Source organism: Allochromatium warmingii, assembly GCF_900107145.1.
Taxonomy (GTDB): Bacteria; Pseudomonadota; Gammaproteobacteria; order Chromatiales; family Chromatiaceae; genus Thermochromatium; species Thermochromatium warmingii.
Window position 1 is genome coordinate 1 of sequence record NZ_FNOW01000005.1, and the last position, 19,520, is coordinate 19,520.

Sequence of the window (19,520 nt, forward strand, 5' to 3'; positions counted from 1 at the left end):
TTACCCGTACTAATTGACCGTGCGGCTTGACCATATAACACCCAAGTGCGTTACAAAAAACCTTACGCTCTCACCGTTTCGCGGATCGCTGATCAGCTTTTTATATCAGATCAGTTATCCCACCCTTTCCTTGGCGGCCATAGAGACTTGGAACCACCTGATCCCGTCCCGAACTCAGACGTGAAACAGGTCTTCGCCGATCCTAGTGTGGGGCCTCCCCATGCGAACCTAGGGCACCGCCAGGGCCCTCTTCCTCAAAACCCCTGCCATCTATCGATGGCGGGGGTTTTGGCTTTTTCGTTACCCTAATTACTGTGCTGATCCCTTTCGATTCACCGCTGTTTGATCGCACGCGCTTGTTAATCGGCGATGCGGGTATTACGCGCTTGCACACCAGTCATGTGCTGGTGGTTGGTCTTGGCGGTGTTGGGGCGTTTGCGGCGGAAGCGCTGGCACGCGCTGGCGTCGGCGCACTGACGCTTGTTGACCATGATCGTGTTGAGCCGACGAATCTTAATCGTCAACTGATTGCGCTCAATTCAACACTAGGCCGACTCAAAACTGAGGTGCTGGCCGAACGCCTCGCTGACATCGCGCCCGACTGCCGTGTAACGCTGATCTCAGAATTTATGACCGCAGAACAGATTGATCCGTTGCTGGCTGTCGGTTTTGATCAAGTCATTGATGCAATTGATAGTTTAGCGAGTAAGGTCGCGCTGATTGAAACGGCGTATCGACTACATATACCGATTGTGAGCAGCATGGGCGCGGGTGGGCGTCTGGATCCAACGCGCATTCAAGTCGGTGATCTGATGGATACGCAGGTGTGTGCGTTAGCACGTTCTGTGCGTTTACGGGCGCGACGGCTTGGGGTCGGGCGTGGCGTGACGGTCGTCTGGTCAGATGAACCAGCGCGACGATCAGCGCCGCTGCCACACGCCACGCATCCAGAGCGCCCCCGTCCCGCAATTGGTACTTTGAGCTATTTGCCGGCCATGTTCGGTTTGATGTTAGCCGGCATGGTGGTGCGTCGCATACTGGGTGAAACGGCTATTTGATGCGCTCCCATGCGGCCAGCGCCTGCGTCCGTGACTGCGCTAAATCAACAATGGGCTGTGGATAATCATGGCCGAGGCGAATACCGGCAGCGGCTAACACGTTTTGCGGTGCGGTCCAGGGTTGTTGGAGGTATTTATCCGGCAATCGCGCCAGTTCAGGACACCAGTGTCGCACGTAGGCACCATCTGGATCGAAGCGTTGTCCCTGCAAAACCGGATTAAAAATTCGGAAATAGGGTGCCGCATCCGCACCACAACCGGCTGTCCACTGCCAGCCGAGCGTATTGTTGGCTAAATCCGCATCAACCAACGTATCCCAAAACCAACGCGCCCCGCTTTGCCAGGGAAGCAGCAGATTCTTGGTCAATAGTGAAGCAACAACCATTCGCACACGATTGTGCATCCAGCCGGTGTGCCACAGCTCGCGCATCCCAGCGTCAACGAATGGAATGCCAGTTTGCCCGCGTTGCCATGCTGTGCGTGTCATTTCCGCACGCTCTGTCGCCCACGGAAACGCCTGAAATCGTTCATCGAGCGGCGCGTCTGGGGTCTGTGGAAAATGATGCAGCAGATGATAGCCAAATTCACGCCAGCCGAGTTCGCGTATATAGGGTTCGGCTGTGCCCTGAGTTGGATCGCCGCCACTGCTGAGAATCATGTGCAGCACCCGGCGCGGACTGATCTCACCAAAATGCAAATGTGGCGAAAGACGCGATGTGCCGAGCTGATCGGGGCGATCACGCGCTGTGCCATAATCGGCCAATCCGTGTTCTATGAAGGCGTGCGCACGCGCTATCGCTCCGGTTTCGCCTGGCTCCCAAGTTGCGTGAAATCCGGCATCCCAGTTGCTAGACGGCAGCAATGCCAAGGATTTTAGCGCACAGGCTGCATTGAATTTGATACCGGTATATGACGGAATGTGCTCAGGCGGTGGGTGCGGAGATTCGATTTGCAGCGACCGAACACACGCCCGCCAAAAGGCGCTGAATACACGATAAGGTTGACCACTGCTGTTGAGAATCTCCCAGGGTTCAAACAGTACCTGCGCTTTGTGGCTCTCGCAGCCTAGCCCGTCAGCGCGTAGGTGTTGCTTGATGCGGGTGTCACGCTCGCGGGTTGCGGGGTCGTAGAGACGGTTCCAGTGTATCGCCTGTGCTCCGGTTTCGTGTGCGAGTTGCTGCAATACGGTCAAACTCGGCCCGTTGAATATCCAGAGCCGATTACCACGCGCCCGTAGTGCGGCATCGAATGCGGCGAGGCTCCAATGCAGCCACCAGCGGCTTGCCGCGCCTGGTTGCCAAGGGGCTTCTTCGTCTGGTGCATGGATATAAACCGGAATGATCGGCGCACCGCTGCTCAACGCGGCGCTGAGTGCAGGGTTGTCGTCTAGGCGCAGATCGCGCCGAAACCAGAGGATGACAGGGGCGGTTGCGTGCAAGGCGTTGCTTCCTAAGGGGATTAAGGTACGAATGCTAATCAGATGGTGTCAGCGTAACGATTGTGCAAATTAGGGCTTGCGCTATGCAACCGACATCGGTATTATGCGTCTCTCAGTTGCGGGGTGGAGCAGTCAGGCAGCTCGTCGGGCTCATAACCCGAAGGTCGTAGGTTCAAATCCTGCCCCCGCTACCATATTTGATATTAAAGGCTTAGAGGTCTGACCTCTAGGCCTTTTTTATTGTCCGAAGTAAGGTTAAAACCATCGCCTTTAGGCGGTCAGATTTATCTTTGAAGCCTTTTGCACAACTAGGGCACTACCCACCACCAGATAAATACGGCTTTTCAACGCAAATAAACCGCCAAACAGTTACAAGCCCAGACAATACCAATACGTCGGATAGTCCACAGTCATCGCTTCGATCACTGGATTTGTTGAACGCAGCTTGGCAAGCTGGCGCGTCACATCGGCCTCAAATGGAAATTCCGGGCCAATCTGACGGACAACGCGCCAATAACCAAATCCTTGATCCAAGCGCATCGACCACGTTTGACCGTCGTTCCAAGTCAAGGTTAGCTCCCGCGCATGAGGCAGCTCGCGAGTTGGTTTTTCATTCCAAGTGAAATTCGGCCACTGTGCGCCGAACCAATCTTCTGCAACCTGACGCCGATCTAAGGCATCGCACCAATCATGAAATAACCAGCGCGGTGATTCGCTGCTCAAGCGTTCTAAGGTCGCTGTTTCAATCTGCACCTGTGTTGTCACGCTCAGACCGCCCGAGTAACGCTGCAATCCGTCCAAAACAGCAGACAGCAGTAACAGCGTAAACGGGGAACGCAGATACCGATCAACATAATGCAGCGATTGCAGTGGTTGAGCAGCATTCAGGCGTTGCGCCAGCCCCGCGATCTGAGCGGTGAGATGCGCCCACGCCCGCTCACCAAAGGTCATGGCTGGGCCGTCGAGTTCTCGGGTCATTGACAGCGCGATCACGCCCGGCAGTGGGGCGCGTAGATCGGCTGGCTCCAACCGCTGCCAGGTTGTCGGGAGTGCTGAGAGCGGTTGCGATTCATGGATATGCACAAATGGCCCACCGGGTTCACCGCCGCCCCAAGTCGGACGCGGCACCAGCGCCGATGTCTCACGCGCTGCCCAGCGCACCCGCCGATCTGCGCTACCTAACTCAAGGATCAGCGGGTGTTCAGATACGCTTACACATGGTTCATTGGGCACGCGCCACACATCCGCACCGGTGTAAGCGATCAAAGCGGCGAGTTCGTCGCGTTGCGTTGGCATGAGGGCGTTTAGGGTGACTGCCGGTGCAATTAGATGCACCGCCAGCTCCAACTCAACGCAACGCGCCAGATGCGTGCGTAAACGCCAAGCCAGCGGTTCCCAGTCCGATGCGTCGCCGCCCAGATACACCCGCAATTCCGTCATCGCTGTGCGCTGGGCTTCACGATTCAACGCGACAATCAGCGGTTCCATTTCCAGTTGACTAGCTGGCCCAAAAGCAGAGAGCGCAGCGGGTAGCGCCAGCGCATCAAGGAACGCATCCGACAGCAGACGCAATGCCGCATAGCGATTCAGAGCTTCAACCTGATGCTGGGTGTCATGCGTGAGCACACAGCCCTGACAGGCCGCATTGCAGCCGCGTGGACACTGGAGGACAGCACGGGCTTGGCGCAACAGATCCGGCAACTGCGTTGCGACCTGACTAACATAGCCCGCGCCACCGGCGGCGGTATCGTAGAGATAGATTGAATAGGTCTCGCCGTTCGCGGTGCGACTCGGGGCGGCTAATGCGCCGACCTCGGCTTCTTCGATTCCGAGTGTTTGGCAGAGGGCGCGGCGTAGTGCGACAGCGAGAGTATAGGCGGTCTGTTGATCGATGGGGCGTAAATCCGCATCGCATAGTTGCAATTCAAACAGTTCCGTGTGGGTGACAATGCCCAGCCGAATGCCGCTGAGAATCGACCAATCGGCATCATTGCCTGGGCAATAGCGTTCTTTGTCATGTAAGCGCCCACCGCGCAGGCGCTGATGTGGAAACTGATTTAGCGGGCCGGTATGACCAAAGCCCGGCGGAAGCTGAGCGTCTGCCAGCATGGAATCAGCACGTCCACAGCGTAGGCACAGCGCATATCCACTGCCATAGAGACCGTTACTGCGATGAAATAACGATCCGTGCTGACTGGTGCGATAGCGCCCGAGCGCCGGAATCGGCAGTGGCATCCAGTCGGCACCGTCGAGCGATACCACCGGATTGAGCACCGGAATAAACTGCGGCGTGGTGACATCGTTATGCGGTGTGTCACGGATGTCCACAGCAAATCCGGCGGGCTGAATAAAGCGTTGGCGCGTCAAGGTTGCGCCTGCTGTGCCGCAATGTGGGCAGCGGGGTGGGGCGGTGATCCGCGTGCCGGTACTGCCGCAGTGTTTGCAGCGCCATGCCCAGCGCAAATCTTGAATTTCGGGCGCAGCCTGCGCCTCGGCGGGTATCTGCCAGTTCAGGGTCACGCCGCTACTGCGATAAACGCGCCCATCGAGTACGGTGTCTGTGCCCGGCGCGTAATCGCGGATAGCGATAGCCAGATGCCGACTCGGATAACCGGCACGCCGCGAGCGGTTATCCTCGCGTTCTGCGTGCTTGCTCAGGCGATTGAGGTTTTCCAGTGTTGTCGTGACCAACGGCACGACATGCGTCGGAAAACCATAGCCGGGCAAAAATCCCAGATTGGCCAATTCGCCGAGCAGGTATTCACCGCGTAGGCGCTTAAGTTGAATGTCAATCGCTTGTTCAGGTTTGCTGTCGCCCGTTGGCGTTTTGACAATCTGCCGCTGTTCGAGCAGCGCCTCAAGCTGGCGCAACCAGCGTTCGCCCACCTGCTCAATAGCGTGCGCGGTCTGTATCAAGAGTGAATCAACAGACCGGCCTGCCAGCGGTGTGCGGCGGCATAACGTGTTCAGACCGGTGCGTAATCCGGCAGCAGATAGCGCGGTCGATTCACACCACTCGGCAAAATGGCTGTAAGGAGCCGAGGTCGTTGCGTCGGGCGCTTCAAAAAACCAACCAACCTTGACAGAACGCGCATCGGGGACTTGATCGCGCAAAAAAGTCGCCAGCGTCAGCGCATTGAGATGGCGTTGCACGATGGGCACGCTCTGCAACGCCACACGCGGTAGTCTGAGGCGCGTTTCAAACGGCCAGAGCGGATTTTGAAACACCGCTTCACCCTGAGGCGTCGCCTTGCACAGGGTAAAACTCAAGGCTGCCGATTCAGCGCGTCGCCCAGCACGGCCCGCCCGTTGCAGAAAATTAGCCGGATGCGGTGGCACATTGTTCATCGCTACCGCTGTCAAACCGCCGATGTCCACACCCATTTCCATCGTCGTGGAACAGCTCAACAGATTGATCTGACCGTCTTTAAACGCCTGTTCGCGTCGCGTCAGCTCATTGCCATGAATCTGCGCTGAGTGTTCAGCGGCTTTGATATAGCGGCGATGGCGAGCAAGGCGATCACTGAGATCTGGCCAAGCACCAAGCTGGCGCAGTTCCACAATACGCGGGTCAGATTCCAACCAAGCATCTGCTTCCTCAGCAGTGCGGTTGAGCCAAAACGGATGCGGGAGACGTGGCAGCTCGACGCGCTGACAGTGAATCAACGACTCAGGCGCGGGCTGGATGGGCAGATACGGCGTAATACCGCGCACCGTAATCGGCAGCAAGCGGCGTGTCACCGGACACAACCACGCCGTATTGACCTGAGCCAGCACGGCATGTTTGTCGAGTTCCAGATGAAATCCATATTCGGTTTGCGTCAAAACTGGGCGGATTCCATCCCAAATGGCTTTAAGGATTTCTTCAAGTTGTGCGCCCTGATAGGCGTCATCCTGATTTAATTTGAATAGATATTCAAGGAAACGTATCAATAAATTCCGTTTTGCCCAGGGCCATGTAATGGATGGCCAAGTGCGCTGTGTTTTGCGGTTTTTCAATTGATTGGGCGGTATCAGTAAACTAGGACGACTTTTATAACCAAACCAGCGAATAACGGAATCGAGTGCCGCAACCGAAGGATGACCAGTGCGAACAACATGATTTATCGCTATATGCAATAAATCACGCCATTCATCGCGGCTGATGCCGTACCGCTTCATCACCGCCGGCAGCGGGGCATTTTCAAGTACCGGATAAACAAGCTGCACTAATCCTAGCCCTTCTAATGAAAACTGTCGTTTTGGGCGGAGAAAAAATTCACGCAATAAACACAGTTGCACCAGTTGGCGATCACTCGCCAACAGTCCAAAGGTCAAGGTTTTCAGCTCTGGCATTAACCACCGCTTGAAATCCTCAGAACCGAGCAATTTATTTTCGGCCTCTAGCCATGTCAGGCGACCTTGAGCGGAGGTTTGGAGTTTAGCGAGTTCTTGCCGTTTTTCCTCTAACACCGCTTCTAATATCGGATTGCTCGCTACTCGCTCTAATGCTTGAATCGTGGTTTTTACAGCCTGTATATCGGACGGATCAACTGTCGGAACACTGGCCGCTAAATGGTGATAGAGCAGACTGCGCACATAATCGCGCTCACTGTCTTGCTGAAGTTTCGCTGCAATACGCGCCGTTCCCTGCCGACTATCGGTAAACGTAATCAAGCGGCGTCCGTCGAGCGGGCGGGCCTCAGTGTTTTTGTTGAGCGGCGGCATGGCTTCGAGCAGCGTCGGAATCGCCGTACTCAGCAAAAACGGTGCGCCAATCCGCATCGGCGCGAACAGGTGTTGATCGCGCTCGTGCGCGTGGCACACCGGACACTGCAATCCCCGATCCTCAGGGAGGCGCAGATGCACCCGCACGCCGTTGTGTCCTGCTGGATCCAGCCGCCCGTCTGCCGCCAATCGCCAGTCGCGTACCATCGCCGCGTCCGCCGTCGTCAGTAAGCGCGGATTGGCTGTCAATGCTGTGTCCGGCGATGAATCCTTGTCATCCTCATCATCGCTGCTCAAGGGTTCAAGCGCCTGCTGAAACTCATCCTCGACAACATTAAATTGATGACGCTCTAACCAGTCCGCGCCGTCGTGATAGGTCTCCTGAGCCAACAGATATTCCGCACCACATTCGCGGCATTGCACCAAATCGAATACGGGCGTTTGGCAATGTGGACACTGTTCGCGTCGTTCCAAAAACACCGCGCCAAATGGCCAATCCGGTGCAGCCAGCTCAGTCGCTTCGCGCCCCGGACACTGCGCATTGGGACAGGCCCATAAGCCATTCAGCGTGCGATGAAACAGATGTCCACGCAGCGGCAAAAACGCTTCAGTGGGATGTTTAGCCGGGTGTGCTTGCGTTGCCAAATCCAGCCAACCCAATGTTTCACGTCGCGCTGCGAGGTCATCACATCCGAGCAGCGTCTGCGCCAGCGCACTCAACAGCCGAGGATGGTTCACCAGTTGTGCGCGTAGCTGCCGCAGGCGCGGATCGCTGGCTAAAGCGGCAAAACGCGCAACCGGATCCAGTCGGCGCACCGTCTCTTGATCGGAACAGGGTTGATTCAGTGCGCTGAAACATTCGGGCAAGTCGGGCGTGGCCCGCTGACCTTCAATAACCCGCACCTGATCGGCGCTGACACCCGCCACATCAGCCAAAAATTCCGCAAGCTGACGCCGCGATTCTTCGCTGGCATCGCCCAGCGTGGCCGATGTCGCAATCAATCGCACCTCACTCGCCCGACAGCCAAAAGCGTGCAACACGCGCCGGAGCAACAAGGTCAATTCCGCCGCCTGCGAACCGACATAGGTATGCGCTTCGTCAATTACGATCCAGCGCAAGGTTCCCTGTGATTGATTCAGAATTGGGCGATCTTCATTGCGAACCAGCAGATATTCGAGCATGGTCGCATTGGTAATTAACAGCGGCGGCGCATCCGAGCGTAATGTGCGTCGATCCGCGACCTCGCAATGCCAGTTGCTTTTGCCCTGATCCGGTGTATCGCCGTTATAAAGACAGAAACGCACGCCGCCCTTAAATGGCTCCGACCATGCGATAAGCCGATCTTTTTGACTCTTAATCAACGCATTAAGCGGATAAAGAAACAGAGCGCGAACACCGGTCAAAGGTACGCCCTGACGGTGCGCTAATTCAATAGCCAGATCGTTCAAAATCGGAATTAAAAAACACTCAGTTTTGCCAGAGCCGGTGCCACTAGAAACCAAAATTGAGCGTCCCGCTTTAATCAGCGTGCGCCACGCCTCTAGCTGATGTCGATACGGATGTTGCGTAACCGGAAAACTATAATCATCTAACAGGCCGTGTCGTTGTGGCGTGCTCAACGCCTGCACAAGCTGCGGATGCAGAAGCGAGCCGCTTAAATCGCCGAGCGACGCCTCCGCTTGCTCCCAACCGAAGCTCGCCTCAAACACCGGATCGGCTAAAAATGCCCCAGGTAATCCAGGCGCTTGATCGAGCAAAGCGCGTAAATATTCACGCAATGCACGATTACGAAAACCACACAAACCTAATACAGCGCGTGTGGCGCGGCGACTCAATTGTTCGGTCAGTGCCGCATAAAAACGATCATGCTGTTCCATATCAAGACTCCGATTTTATTTCAGCAAGGTGCATCGTTAATGCAACAGCGTATGCGACATCAAACCAATCTTGATCAAATAACCGAAGCAAACGAAGCTGATGGGGCAAGTGAAATGTCACACGGTCACTAGAATAACTAACCTGTGCAGCGATAGCCGGTGCAAAAAGCACCGCATCTTTTTCTGTCCAATCATGTTGCGTGTTCAGACTATTTTTAATAAGCTGACTCTGCGGCCAAATTTCATTCGCTTCATGCCGCAATAACAACTGATTACGCTCATCATTGATTAAAATGTGCAAGTGCGCATTCCCGCCATAACGCATCAATTGCAATTCGCTGTTGCGCGGAAGGGGGCGATTGTCAAATAAGCGTTCCTGTAACCAATCTGACAATGATTTCCAATACAATGGCCGCCGCACACTCATTCGCTCACGGAATCTTACAAATTGATCAAAAACAATCTCTGGCCCACCGTCAACCTGTGCAAGTGCGTCATTCAAACCGCCAAAATAAATCTGAGCGGCATATAACCAATCATTGACAGCGATCAATTCCCACAAAAACGGTAGCGATAAAGCCAATGACCAGACCGTTTCAAACATCGAATCATCCGCCCGCAGCAATGCTTGCGCCAATGTGCGTGGATGCTTAACTAATTGACGAACAATATCCAGTGCGCTTGGTGGAATATCGCGGATCAAATCTAAATAGCTAAATAACAACGGCCAATCTGGATGATTTGCATCCTCTCCAAGCGCAACAAGCAAACAATCTAATTCATGCAGACGTTTTTCTGCATTCGCCTCGCAAATAATGCGCGATAAACTAGACGCAGATTCCAACTGTTGTGAACATTCAGCATCCGTCATCACCGACCATAATAATGGTCTGAATCGCACCCAATCACGATCATAGCCAATAATCCACCACGGTCCGGTTTCAAGATCATCTGGAATCAACCAGCAGGCTGCTTGATGCGGATCTGATTGCAATACAATCGCGGGCAACTTGGGTTCCCACAGTCGCAACATTTTCAGCGTAATACGCGATTCCCAATCTGCGCCAAGATGCAATAGCGAACGTTCTGGAATCAAAACACAATTTTGCTTTTTATCTGGTTGCAATATCACATCAAAGCGTGCGATGCGAATTGAAGCCAAGCGTTCACCCGTTCGCGTGACAACGGATAATCGCACTTGATCTTCCAAATCATCGCTACTTGCTAACAAAGACTCAATCCGTTCTTGCCAACAAAATAACCAAATATCAAGTCGTTTATTAACTAATGATGGCAACGCCTCTTGGAAACCATATTTCTGCTCAACTAACGTGCGCAACGTATCAAGCGCAGACCAACTCGAACGCGCAGAGACGCGATTTGTAATGAGTTCGGCTTCTAAATAAAACCGCTGACTCGTTGGATCTTGTATAAAAATTTGCATTCCGCCTAAGCGATCAACCGGCGCTAAATCATCACGCGCTAACGTGTTTCCAGCTAATTGAAATGATACGCCGCGTTGCGGATACGGAACAGTCAATGGAACTGGTTTGGATTCTGGCCAATACAGCAAAAGATCCAGCGTCGGTAAAATGTTGAGCAGAGTGGGGCATTCAATTCGGACGCTTTGATCATCCGAATATAAAATATTGATTTTTAAATCTTTATTTTTTAACAACACCCGCGCTCCATGAATGCCGGTTAAATACACGCAACCTGAAGCAGAGGAATGACTCATTTCAAGATTTATTTTAAAATCTTGCGCAACAACATTGATCTGTTTTCTATAACGCTCAACACCATCATCCTCTACAAATCGCAACCAAATGTGTCCACACGCCTTCCAGCAAGTTGACTTCCATGCAAATCGCTCACCGACAAATCGCCACTCAGTTTTATAAGCGGTGGTGCATCGGCGACCATCTTCATGCACGGCATATAAATGCGGAAAGCCGCGATAAATTGGATGCGGTGACTGAATGTCAGTCAGAACATCACCTAAAACAATAAAGGTCTCTGCGGATTCTTCAGTAGCCTGACACAGAATACGATAGCGTTCATGATCTTGAGTTATCAACTCAACATGTCCGGCAATACGATAAACCAATCGATCAACAGATTCAGCTTCTCCCAAATATTCACATTCACCAGAAATAACTTTTGGATTGATATCTAATTCCGCTACAACCCAGACTTGATGCGCTTTAGTGCGCACCGATCCTTCAGCCAGCCATTCAAGCTCACCGGAACTCGATTGCTCGACGAAAATCCAAGGCGAATGCCCCCAGGCATCGGTATGTTTAACCTGTACCGGATATTCCTTTTGACCGTCATGTAAAATAAGTTGATATGATGCTTCGACTGCTGCGCCTTTTAGTAAAACGCCTTGAGTTTTCAACCATTCACGTCGATAACGCGCAGATTCATTTGCGCCCTGCACGAGCGTCAATTGCGCCACTGATTCAACCAAATCAGCGCCTTGCAGCACAATACGCCATCGTGGGCGATTTGCGTCTTGAATACCAACCCAGTGCGCAATCTCCTGCATCGTCAGTGAAGCGGGTAACTCAAGACGTTTTTCCACCAACCAGTTTTTACCGGAAGGATGCAAACATCCACGCCAATGCAGTTTAGCAGCGGTTTCAATCGCAAGCGTTTGCGAACGCTGTACCAACCCAATTAACAATGCTTCGGCAACTTGATCCTCAATACGCAATGGCAAATCTTGTCGCCATCTTGGTTGATGTTGATCGAGCACTGTCAGCGGATTTGTTGCCTTACCGACTATCGGTTGCAACTCGACGATTTTAGTAATCAGATGCCCTGCAAGATGAAACACCGGCTCATGCTGTAAACTGCGCGGCAGAAGACGCATTGCCTGATTCTTTGCAAGATAAATCGCATGATTTATATCACGCTGATGGCTGTGATAAAGATTTTCTAAAATATTTCGGAAAAAGCGCGTTAAATTAGCATTTTCGCGTTCGAGCAATCGCAGTGGCAGCCCACCTTCAACAACAATGGTGACTAAAAATTGTCGATGACCGTTTGCCGAATGCAATAACGTGCGTTTCCACCACTGCAAACCGGTTTCGATCCAATCGTGAATTTTGGTAACAACTGGTGGCTCTAAGCCAAGCGGATCAAAGACGGTTTTATAGCTCCAAGTTCCGTCGGTGTGTTCGCGCCGGAAGGTTTCTGCCGCATAAAGACAGAATAATCGATCAAAACCTACGCTTGCGTTAATACGGGATTCGTTCAGAAGCTGCTGGCGAATTAACTCTTTGAGTTCAACGTAACTGTTTTCGCTGATCTTATAAGCGTAGAGTGGGCGACTATCTGGAGTGCGTGATGCTTGGTGAGGCATCGCAAAAAACAAGAATTGTTTGAGCCAGTTGAGCATGATTCCATCGCTCCCATTTGAATCTACAGCGTCCAAGTTTGAATAAAATTGAGTGCTGATGCAACGTGTAATTGACAGCACATGGCTTGTCGTTGGCGCAAACTATTCTGCGTAGCTGATTAAGTATTGATACCTTGACGATGCTATCGCCCAACTGTCGCATGGCGTTTGGGTTGAATGTCCCGTCACCCTACAGGCATACTGCGTCGTTGTTCCAACCCCTTCATCGCCCCTCGGGCGACCCCCAACTTACAATCACAAAACGATTGGTGTGCGATCCGATGGGAAGTCAGCGTTCAAATCATCTCCGTATCACGCTTTTAGCGACGTTTGCCGCCTTGTTGCCGCTACAGACTGTGGCCGAAAGCGGCGAAACCTTTGTTGTCCAACAGGCGCAGGGCACGCCGACGGTCTCGCTTGGCGGCACCGTTATTCCGTATAAAGCGGTCACGCTTGCTGCCCAGCTTCCGGGGCGGGTGACGTTCATCGCCGGGCGCGAGGGCGATACCTTTACGCCGGATAAACTGCTGGTGGCGATTGGTGATGAAGAACTCATCGCCAAGCGTCACGCCCTGTTAGCGCAACTGACTGCCGCCGATGCCCAACTGCGCAACGCGGGCGTGCAGTACAACCGCGAATTGCACTCGCCGCAATCACGCACCGCGCCCGGCGGTATGGGACTGCCCAATCTGTTCGATCAGATGTTTACGCGCCCGATGGAAAGCTTTGTCGGCGAGCGCAATCAGAGCACTGAGCGGTCAGCGGACATCTTCGCCTCGGGTATTCAGATTCAGGAAGCTCAAAGCGCCATGCTGCGTTTGCAAGCGGAGTTGCAGGCGCTCGACGCCAAAATCCGCGATGCGCGGAGCATTGCGCCCTTTGCCGGCGTGATTATCAAAAAGCATGTCGAGGTCGGCGATACAGTGCAGCCGGGGCAGCCGCTGCTTAATTTCGCTGACATCGAATATCTGCAAGTCGAGGTCGATGTTCCGGCGCGTCTGCGTCCGAGTCTGCACGAAGGTCAAATGGTTCAGGCCGAAATCGACCCGAACAATCAGCGCGTGCCGGTGCGGGTGGCGCAGATTTTCCCGATGGCCGATCCGCAACGCCATACCGTGACCATCAAGTTTGATGTGCCGCAGGGGATTTCTGAGGCGGGGATGTACGCCAAAGTGTTGATTCCCGATCCCAGCGCCCCCGCACACGCCAATCCGGTGATTCCGCTCACCGCCGTGCGCTATAACGGCAGTCTGCCCGGCGTTTATGTTGTCAACGCAGCGGGCGAATCACAGTTGCGCCTGATTCGTGTCGGCGAGGAACTCAGCGGCGGTTTTGTCACCGTGCTCAGTGGCTTGCGGGCCGGTGAGCGCGTGTTGGCCAATCCTGGGCCGCAGGTGAGCGCCGGTTGGGCAAAGGGCGCAGGCGCTTTGCCGGATCGTTGAAGCAGGTCTAAAACTCCATCTATCTCGGGCGCTTTTGGATCGGATATTGAATAGATATGAACCAAGACCTTGACTCACCGTTGAGCGCAAAACACGCGCCACCGCCACACGTTGAAGCCCCCGGCATCGCCGGTCGCACGGCGCGGTTTTTTATCCGCTCGCCGCTCTCGCCGCTGTTTTATGCCGCGATGCTGATGATGGGCCTGCTGGGATTGATCCTGACACCGCGTCAGGAAGATCCGCAGATCTCGGTGCCCATGATCGACATTCTGGTGCAGTATCCGGGGGCATCAGCGCAACAGGTGGCCAATCTCGCCATTCAGCCGCTTGAGCGCCTGATGAGCGAAATTCCGGGGATTAAGCATGCCTATTCTGCCGCGCAACGCGGGCAGGGTCTGGTCACGGTCGAATTTGATGTCGGTCAGGCGATGGGGCCGTCGCTGGTCAAGGTCAACGACAAGCTTGCCTCGAATATGGACAAGATTCCGCCCGGCGTGCAGCCGCCGTTGGTGCGGAGCAAGGGCATCGACGATGTGCCGATTGTCACCTTGACACTGTGGTCAAAAGATCTCGACGGCGATGGCGGGGCCGATGTCGATGATGCGCAGTTGCGGCTGCTGGCACAGGACGTGCTCCAGGCGCTCAAGCAGGTTAAAAATACTGGCAATGCGTTTATCGTCGGCGGACGGCGCGAACAGGTTACGGTCAATGTCTGGCCGGAGCGCCTTTCGGGGTATCGCCTCAGTCTCGATCAGGTCGCGCAGACGCTCAAAAGCGCCAACGCTGAGGCGATTGCTGGCGGGGTTGAGAGCGGCGGGGCGCGGTTTTCGGTTACAACTGGCGCGTTTTTAACCAGCATCGAAGATATTAAACGGCTGGTCGTCGGCACCTATAATGATTTGCCGGTGTATATGCACGATATTGCCGATGTGCAGCTTGGCCCCGAAGCGGATGCCTCGCAATTAGTCAGTTATTACACCGGGCCAGCGGCAGAAATTCAGGAACGTGCCGATGGTCGTCCGGCAGTCACGCTGGCGATTGCGAAAAAAGAATTGACCAATGGTGTGACGGTCGCTAATGCCATTATTGATAAGGTCGAAGAACTCAAAGGCTCGCGTATTCCGGCGAATGTCGCAGTTAGTATTACCCGCAATTATGGTGAAACGGCGAATGACAAAGTCAATGAGCTGATTTTTAAGCTGGTCGTCGCCACCTTCTTTGTCTTTATTCTGGTACTCGTCGCCTTCCGCGCTTTACGCCCAGCCGTGGTCGTGATGCTGGTGATTCCGGTTGTATTATTTATGACCGTGTTCACCGCTTGGGTATGGGACATGACGATTGATCGCGTGAGTTTATTCGCGCTGATTTTTTCGATTGGCATTTTGGTCGATGATGCGATTGTCGTGGTTGAAAATATTTATCGGCGTTGGCTCGAACAGGGTCGCACCGATGATGATACTGCGATTGATGCGGTGCGCGAAGTCGGGAATCCGACGATTTTAGCCACCTTCACCGTCATTGCTGCGCTGCTGCCGATGGGCTTTGTCAGCGGCATGATGGGGCCGTATATGGCTCCGATTCCAAAACTTGGCTCAGTGGCGATGTTTATTTCGCTCTTTGCCGCCTTTGTCTTTACGCCCTATTTAGCTATTTCTAAATGGCTGCGCCCGTCGATGAGCTATTTAGCGGCGGCAGAAAAACGCGAGCATAAAGGCTCAGAACGACTCGAACGCTTTTTTAGAAAAGTGCTAACGCCTTTGATGGAAAATTCCAGCAAGCGCACGCTATTCCGTTTGGCGCTTTGGGGTACTTTTCTCTTTACCTGTTCGTTTTTCTATTTTCATTGGGTGGCAGTCAAAATGCTGCCACTCGATAATAAGCCCGAATTTTCGGTTGTCATTGATTTACCCGAGGGTACGGCGCTGCCGGTCACGGCTAATCTTGCGCAACGCATGGCTGAATCGATTCGCACCATTGATGAAGTGACAGCGGTGCAGTTGTATGCCGGAACGGCGCGGCCATTCGATTTTAATGGCATGGTGCGGCATTATTATCTGCGTTCAGAACCCTGGCAGGCCGAATTACAAATTCAGCTCACGCATAAAAATGACCGCGAGCGCAGTAGTCATGAGATTGCCGTGCAAGCCCGCGAGATGCTCGAACGCTTAACCGCCGATAGCGGCGCTCACATTGCCGTTGTTGAAATGCCGCCCGGGCCGCCAGTGTTGCAATCGGTGGTTGCCGAGATTTACGGCCCCTCACCAGAATTACGGCGCACATTTGCCCGTGATTTGACGGGTGTATTTGCGCAGGCTGCAAGCACCCGCGATGTTGATAATTATCTGCGCGATCCTTTTGATTATTGGCGCTTTGAAGTTGATACCGAAAAAGCGATTCGGCGCGGGATTTCGGTTGAGACCATCAATCGCAATTTATCTATGGCGCTGGGTGGAACAACATTAGGCGATATTAAGCCACAAGCTGGACGCCAAAGCGGACATGAGCCGATTCAAATTCAGCTTCAGGTGCCTTTAGCCGAACGCTCACAAATTCAGCGTCTCGGCGATCTGCCAATTCAATCGACATTCGGCTATACCGTGCCGCTGAGTGAATTGGGAGCTTTTCAGCGTGCGCCGGAAGATGATCTGATTTATCACAAGGATTTACGTCCGGTTGAATATGTTGTCGCTGATGTCGGTGGATTGCTCGCCGCGCCAGTCTATGCCATGTTCCAAATTCAGGATTTCATGGCCGAGACCAATTACACCGCACCGGATGGCAGTCGCCCGGCGGGTATGGCGGGCTTTGGTGATGCCTTTTATTGGCTTGGCCCGCCGCCGGATGATAGCCGTTTGGCGTGGGAATGGGGCGGTGAATGGACAGTGACCTATGAAACCTTCCGCGATATGGGCGCGGCCTTCATGGTGGCGCTGGTGCTGATTTATATTCTGGTGGTCTGGGAATTTGGGAATTTCCGCATTCCGCTAGTGATTATGGCCCCGATTCCGCTGACCCTGCTGGGCATTATTCCAGCTCATGCGGTGATGTTTGCGCTGGGTCTTGGTGGTGAATTTACCGCAACCTCAATGATCGGCTGGATTGCGCTGGCCGGCATTATTGTGCGCAATTCGATTTTGCTGGTGGATTTTGCCATTCACGAGATTCAAAAAGGCGTGCCAGTTGCCGAAGCGATGATTCGCGCTTGCAAAATCCGCACGCGCCCGATTTTGATTACAGCGTTGGCATTGGTTGCTGGATCAAGCGTGATTATCACCGATCCGATTTTTCAGGGTATGGCGATTTCGCTGTTATCTGGTGTTTTGGTTTCAACGCTGCTGACGTTAATCGTGATTCCGCTCGGTTGTGTTGCAGCAAAACAGGATATGTGCAAGGTCGCTGCGGCGTCATTACCCGCAGGGGTAGATATTCCGTGTCTCATGGAATTTGAGGGCACGGCACATGCTGACACAGCGAAATCTCCTAAAAAACGCGGTGTGATTGGGCGGCTGTGGGCGGGCTTAGTCAATGCGGTGGTGCTGGGTTTTTATTTGATTCGCGGCATTTTCCTGCTATTAGGTGAGGCGCTCAAAGGACTGCAAAAACGCTCGGCGTCAGCGGCTAAAACTAAAACCCAGCGGGCCGTTGATGCGAGTGCCACTGATGCCGAGGATTCGGCGGCGGGCGCGGCGCAACGCTCGACCACAGCGCGTAAAAGCACGCGGCGCGGGATTCGTCTTAAAGCGGAGCCGCCGTCGGACGGTGAATAAGCGCAAATGCAGTGGAATGGCGTGGCTGATGTTGAACGCGGTACTGGCGCTGCCGAGTGTGGCGCTGGCCCAGCCGACTGCTGATCTGACCGCGCCGGATTATGCGCACGGTTATGAGCGCCGGCCGCTGCCGCGCTTTGATGCGGAAAGCCCCTTGAATGCGTCATTGCCGGAACGTGACACGGAGCCGCGCTATCGCTTTCGTGGCGATCCGCCTTCGGCAAGCGGCTTCGATGCGCCCGCTGGTGACGCGGCGGGCTTGCGATTTCGACCGCTGACGCCGACAGAACGTGAGCGGGTCGGGCCGACGACGCGCTGGCGTCCGACCGATGCCGAGCGCAACTGAGCGCAATCAGTGCGATCTGTTCAAAACAACCAGAAGATGATGCGAGGAGTGTTCGTTATGTTGAAGCTGCACACATCAACCATCGCTGCGCTTTTGGGCGGGCTGCTGCTGGCCAGCAGCGCTCAAGCCGAGCTTGCCGGCGTTCAGTTCTCGGCTGATACCATCAGTCGCGGCGCGGATGGTCAGACGACGACCGGCAAGCTCTATGTTGGTGCGAATCGGATGCGGGTTGAGCTGGCCCATCAGGGACAAAACCGCGTGCGCATTCACGATCAAACCCGCCAACTAGAATGGATGCTGCTGCCCGAGCAGCAAGCCTATCTCGAACGCGCAGTGCCGCTGCCCAATGCCAATTCTGGCCAGCAGCCGACGCCTTCGGCAGAAACCAATCCGTGTCAGGGTATTGCTGAGCTAACTTGTCAGCGCGTCGGTGAAGAAACCGTTGCCGGACGGCAAGCGATCAAATGGGAAATGACCCTGACCCGCGACGGCCAGACGCTCACTGGCGCTCAATGGCTCGATGTCGAGCGCGGCTTGCCGCTCAAATATCAGATGCCCGATGGTCAAGCGATGGAACTGCGCCTGCTTGGTAACGAAACAGTCGCCGGACGCACGGTTGAAAAGTGGCAGATGACAACTAGCCTGCCGAATGCGCAACCCGAACACGCATTGCAGTGGTACGACCCACAATTAAAGTTGGCGGTGCGTGAAGAATTTCCGAACGGTTTCGTCCGCGAGTTGACCAACATTCAGATCGGGCCACAGGCGGATGCGCTATTTAGCGTTCCGGCGGGCTATCACAAACTGGAATCGCCTGCGCCACAGCGTTGACGTTTTGCGGCCATGATTACGATCATCGGAAGTCTGAAGGGTGGATCGGGCAAAAGTACGCTGACCTTCAATCTGGCGGTGTGGCTAGTCATGGCTGAGGCCAGCATCATGCTGGTAGATGCTGACCCGCAAGCCACCCTGACCGATGTCATCGAGGTGCGTCACGAGGAAGGGTTTAGCCCACAACTCACCGTGTTTGGCCCCGAAGCTCTGACAGCGGAACGCCTACGTGCCGCCGATGAAGCCCTGATTGATGTCGGCACGGCAGATATGGAGAGCGTGCGGCGAGCGTTGGCGCTCTGTGATCGGATCGTGATTCCGGTGCCACCCTCACAGGCCGATATTTGGTCAACGCAACGCTTTATGCGCATGATCGCTGCCGTTGAGCGACCAACACCACCGGAGATTATCGGCTTTATCAATCGCGGCGACACCCATCACGGCGTACAAGAAACCCATGAAACCGCCGCCGCACTGGTCGCACTCGCTGGGCTGCGCTTTATTAAGCCGCGCTTATCACAGCGCACCGTATTTCGCCGCTCATTTAGTGAAGGGCTGGCCGTTTTTGAGCTAGAGCCACGCGGCAAAGGCGCACGGGAATTCATCAGTCTGACGGCGGCGCTCTATCCGCGTCTCGTGAGTTGATGTTT

General features: G+C 54.3%; 9 protein-coding genes, 1 tRNA gene and 1 rRNA gene. 8 read left to right on the forward strand and 3 right to left on the reverse strand.

What is annotated here, in order from left to right:
- Positions 1-129: 129 nt before the first annotated feature.
- Both rrf and BLW10_RS02325 read left to right on the forward strand, forming a co-directional pair.
- A 5S ribosomal RNA gene (gene rrf / locus BLW10_RS02320) occupies positions 130-245 on the forward strand.
- Positions 246-314: 69 nt separating this feature from the next.
- Complete coding sequence (locus BLW10_RS02325; RefSeq protein WP_342707497.1) at positions 315-1,058, forward strand: tRNA threonylcarbamoyladenosine dehydratase; 744 nt, start codon at positions 315-317, stop codon at positions 1,056-1,058.
- Here the strand turns inward: BLW10_RS02325 and BLW10_RS02330 are convergent.
- Positions 1,051-2,496 (reverse strand): cryptochrome/photolyase family protein, encoded by a 1,446-nt coding sequence (locus tag BLW10_RS02330; RefSeq protein ID WP_091332069.1) that lies wholly within the window; start codon positions 2,494-2,496, stop codon positions 1,051-1,053. The two genes, BLW10_RS02325 and BLW10_RS02330, sit on opposite strands and share 8 nt — an antisense overlap.
- 117 nt (positions 2,497-2,613) lie before the next feature.
- Here BLW10_RS02330 and BLW10_RS02335 point away from each other — a divergent pair.
- Positions 2,614-2,690, forward strand: a tRNA-Met gene (locus BLW10_RS02335).
- A gap of 175 nt (positions 2,691-2,865) precedes the next feature.
- On the opposite strand, the gene BLW10_RS02340 is transcribed toward BLW10_RS02335, so the two are convergent.
- Both BLW10_RS02340 and BLW10_RS02345 read right to left on the reverse strand, forming a co-directional pair.
- On the reverse strand, positions 2,866-9,081 hold the full coding sequence (locus BLW10_RS02340; RefSeq protein WP_091332071.1) for a DEAD/DEAH box helicase: 6,216 nt from the start codon (positions 9,079-9,081) through the stop codon (positions 2,866-2,868).
- Position 9,082: 1 nt separating this feature from the next.
- Positions 9,083-12,565, reverse strand: a complete 3,483-nt coding sequence (locus BLW10_RS02345) for an STY4851/ECs_5259 family protein (protein ID WP_143116991.1) — start codon at positions 12,563-12,565, stop codon at positions 9,083-9,085.
- A gap of 257 nt (positions 12,566-12,822) precedes the next feature.
- Between BLW10_RS02345 and BLW10_RS02350 the strand changes: the two genes are divergently transcribed.
- From BLW10_RS02350 to BLW10_RS02370, 5 genes are read left to right on the forward strand one after another with little or no spacing between them, the layout of a single operon-like run.
- Positions 12,823-13,926, forward strand: a complete 1,104-nt coding sequence (locus BLW10_RS02350) for an efflux RND transporter periplasmic adaptor subunit (protein WP_091332221.1) — start codon at positions 12,823-12,825, stop codon at positions 13,924-13,926.
- A 56-nt stretch (positions 13,927-13,982) separates the two neighbouring features.
- Entirely contained in the window at positions 13,983-17,693 is a 3,711-nt protein-coding gene (locus BLW10_RS02355; protein ID WP_091332075.1) for an efflux RND transporter permease subunit, read from the forward strand.
- A gap of 28 nt (positions 17,694-17,721) precedes the next feature.
- Positions 17,722-18,039, forward strand: coding sequence for a hypothetical protein (locus BLW10_RS02360; RefSeq protein ID WP_177168964.1), 318 nt, complete (start codon positions 17,722-17,724; stop codon positions 18,037-18,039).
- Positions 18,040-18,096: 57 nt separating this feature from the next.
- Positions 18,097-18,870, forward strand: coding sequence for a hypothetical protein (locus BLW10_RS02365; RefSeq protein WP_091332079.1), 774 nt, complete (start codon positions 18,097-18,099; stop codon positions 18,868-18,870).
- Between the two features lie 12 nt (positions 18,871-18,882).
- Positions 18,883-19,515, forward strand: a complete 633-nt coding sequence (locus BLW10_RS02370; RefSeq protein ID WP_091332081.1) for a nucleotide-binding protein — start codon at positions 18,883-18,885, stop codon at positions 19,513-19,515.
- Positions 19,516-19,520: the final 5 nt, after the last annotated feature.

Coding starts and splice junctions, on each gene's coding strand:
- BLW10_RS02340 (WP_091332071.1), bottom strand. CDS start 9,081: ATGGAACAGCATGATCGTTTTTATGCGGCACTGACCGAACAATTGAGT.
- BLW10_RS02355 (WP_091332075.1), top strand. CDS start 13,983: ATGAACCAAGACCTTGACTCACCGTTGAGCGCAAAACACGCGCCACCG.
- BLW10_RS02360 (WP_177168964.1), top strand. CDS start 17,722: ATGTTGAACGCGGTACTGGCGCTGCCGAGTGTGGCGCTGGCCCAGCCG.
- BLW10_RS02365 (WP_091332079.1), top strand. CDS start 18,097: ATGTTGAAGCTGCACACATCAACCATCGCTGCGCTTTTGGGCGGGCTG.
- BLW10_RS02370 (WP_091332081.1), top strand. CDS start 18,883: ATGATTACGATCATCGGAAGTCTGAAGGGTGGATCGGGCAAAAGTACG.